This window comes from Carnobacterium sp. (assembly GCF_045617425.1).
GTDB lineage: Bacteria > Bacillota > Bacilli > Lactobacillales > Carnobacteriaceae > Carnobacterium_B.
In genome coordinates this window covers 1-2,311 of sequence record NZ_JAZLIO010000002.1, presented here as the reverse complement: position 1 = coordinate 2,311, position 2,311 = coordinate 1, and the positions used below count along the sequence as shown (strand labels likewise).

Below are 2,311 nucleotides of genomic sequence, written 5' to 3'. Positions count from 1 at the left end.
CAGATAATCTTTGTGGCTACGCATAATATGAACCAAATAAGGAGAATCCGAACCGGGATAATAAATATTCCAGAAAGCTTCACGGGTTACATTTTCAACCTCGTGATATTCTTCTTCTGTTTCATGCCTTATTACAATTCTGTTTTCCAAATCATTAATTTTATTTTTCATATCCATCTCTCTCCAACAAAATTTCTGTTGATCTGAATAATCAACTATTTAATTATAGCACATTTATCAATCAGTTTTTTTCAAAACGCCTGTACAGCGATAATCTTTATATTCAGCATCATAAGTCAATTCAAGAGGTTTATTATTAAAAAAGAAATCTGAATAAAAAATAAAATCTGGATTATCACAAGGTTGCATAATTACCGTTTTACCTTCTAATTCAAATCTTCCCTCTCCAATGTATTCACGCTCCAAAGAAGTGAAAAAGGAGTAGGTTAAATCATCTTTAAAAGATACAGAGATAAATCCTTCAAGCTCGTATTCATCAAGCCCAGATGAAATAAACCAATTCTTCTCTGTTAAATCTTCTTTAGTAAACGATTTTGGAACTTGAGCACACAATGAAAACGAAATAAAAAAAATTAATAATGCAATTATTTTCTTCATTTTATCTCTCTCCATTATTATAATGGTTCTGTCTATTATAACTTAAGACGAATTCGTATCCGCAAATTAAATTTACGTTTACATAATTATACCACAATTTAAATCCATTCTCCACAAATCTTATACGGAGTAATTTCAATATTCCAAGGAAGAAGTTTTTTCCAGTCTTCCTCAGACTCAACATACGGAGCTTTTTCAAAAAGACATCTGAGATAATCTTCAGGAGCAATACCATTCTGCTTAGCTGGTATTCCTCAACAATTTTCTGACGTTCTTCAATTAGAATTCTAAACTTAGCAGTTTTACGCCCATTTCATGGTCGTTTGCATTTTTGGAAATTATTATCTAGTGCGCTAAAGCGCACTATGCATCAGCGAAGTATTTAATTGTTCTTACCTGCTCTTATCGTAGAACCGTTAAAAATGGATGCGCCAGCATTCATTTAGGTTCATCCTTCTCTCGCACCACGAAGGAGATTTATCGACTGAGTGTTTAATCGAAAGAACAATCAAATACTTTATCAAGTTAAATATAAAAGGCATTCTGTAGAATACAGAATGCCTTTTAATCATTAAAACAATTTAAGACTTAGCAGTTTTCTGCAAAGTATTTGATTGTTCTTACCATCTGAGATGTGTATGAGTTTTCGTTGTCGTACCAAGATACAACTTCTACCTGGTATGTATCGTCATCGATCTTTGATACCATTGTCTGTGTAGCATCGAACAATGAACCGAATTTCATTCCGATTACGTCAGAAGAAACGATTTCGTCTTCGTTGTATCCGAAAGATTCTGTAGCAGCAGCTTTCATAGCAGCATTGATAGAATCTTTTGTTACGTCTTTACCTTTAACTACAGCGAACAACAATGTTGTTGATCCTGTTGGTGTTGGAACACGCTGAGCAGATCCGATCAATTTTCCGTTCAATTCAGGAATTACTAAACCGATAGCTTTAGCAGCACCTGTTGAGTTTGGAACGATGTTCTGTGCACCAGCACGTGAACGACGGAGGTCACCTTTGCGCTGTGGACCGTCAAGAATCATCTGATCACCAGTGTAAGCATGGATTGTAGACATGATACCAGACTGGATTGGATATTTCTTGTTAAGAGCGTCAGCCATTGGAGCCAAACAGTTTGTTGTACAAGAAGCAGCAGAAATAATCTGATCTTCTTTTGTTAAGTTTTTGTGGTTTACATTGTAAACGATTGTTTTCAAATCACCAGTAGCTGGAGCTGAAATTACAACCTTTTTAGCACCTGCTGTAATGTGAGCAGCTGCCTTTTCTTTATCACAGTAGAAACCTGTACATTCAAGAACTACGTCTACTTTGTTAGCTGCCCATGGACAGTTAGCTGCATCTTTTTCTGCAGAGATTTTGATTTCTTTTCCATCTACGATGATAGAATCTTCAGTTGCAGATACAGTGTGTTTTCCTTCACCGATTTTTCCAGCGAAACCACCCTGTGCTGTATCATACTTCAAAAGGTGTGCAAGCATTTTTGGGCTTGTCAAATCGTTGATTGCAACTACTTCATATCCATCAGCATCAAACATCTGACGGAAAGCCAAACGACCAATACGGCCGAAACCATTAATAGCAACTCTAACTGCCATGTTATATCTCCTAAAAATTAGATTAAATTTAGTTACATATAAAATAATGAATTTTATATAAATAGTCTACTGA

The 2,311-nt window shown here is 35.3% G+C and carries 3 protein-coding genes; all 3 read right to left on the bottom strand.

Annotation, left to right across the window (positions count from 1 at the left end; all coding sequences use genetic code 11):
* Nucleotides 1-237: 237 nt before the first annotated feature.
* The 3 genes from ACKI3H_RS00575 to gap all read right to left on the bottom strand — a co-directional run bounded on the left by ACKI3H_RS00575 (nucleotide 238) and on the right by gap (nucleotide 2,238).
* The gene (locus tag ACKI3H_RS00575; protein ID WP_407370361.1) at nucleotides 238-618 is read right to left on the bottom strand and encodes a hypothetical protein; all 381 of its coding nucleotides are present in this window, start codon (nucleotides 616-618) and stop codon (nucleotides 238-240) included.
* Between the two features lie 98 nt (nucleotides 619-716).
* On the bottom strand, nucleotides 717-869 hold the full coding sequence (locus ACKI3H_RS00570) for a transposase domain-containing protein (RefSeq protein WP_407370362.1): 153 nt from the start codon (nucleotides 867-869) through the stop codon (nucleotides 717-719).
* A 337-nt stretch (nucleotides 870-1,206) separates the two neighbouring features.
* Entirely contained in the window at nucleotides 1,207-2,238 is a 1,032-nt protein-coding gene (gene gap / locus ACKI3H_RS00565) for a type I glyceraldehyde-3-phosphate dehydrogenase (RefSeq protein ID WP_407370359.1), read from the bottom strand.
* Between the last annotated feature and the right edge of the window lie 73 nt (nucleotides 2,239-2,311).

Coding starts and splice junctions, on each gene's coding strand:
- ACKI3H_RS00575 (WP_407370361.1), bottom strand. CDS start 618: ATGAAGAAAATAATTGCATTATTAATTTTTTTTATTTCGTTTTCATTG.
- gap (WP_407370359.1), bottom strand. CDS start 2,238: ATGGCAGTTAGAGTTGCTATTAATGGTTTCGGCCGTATTGGTCGTTTG.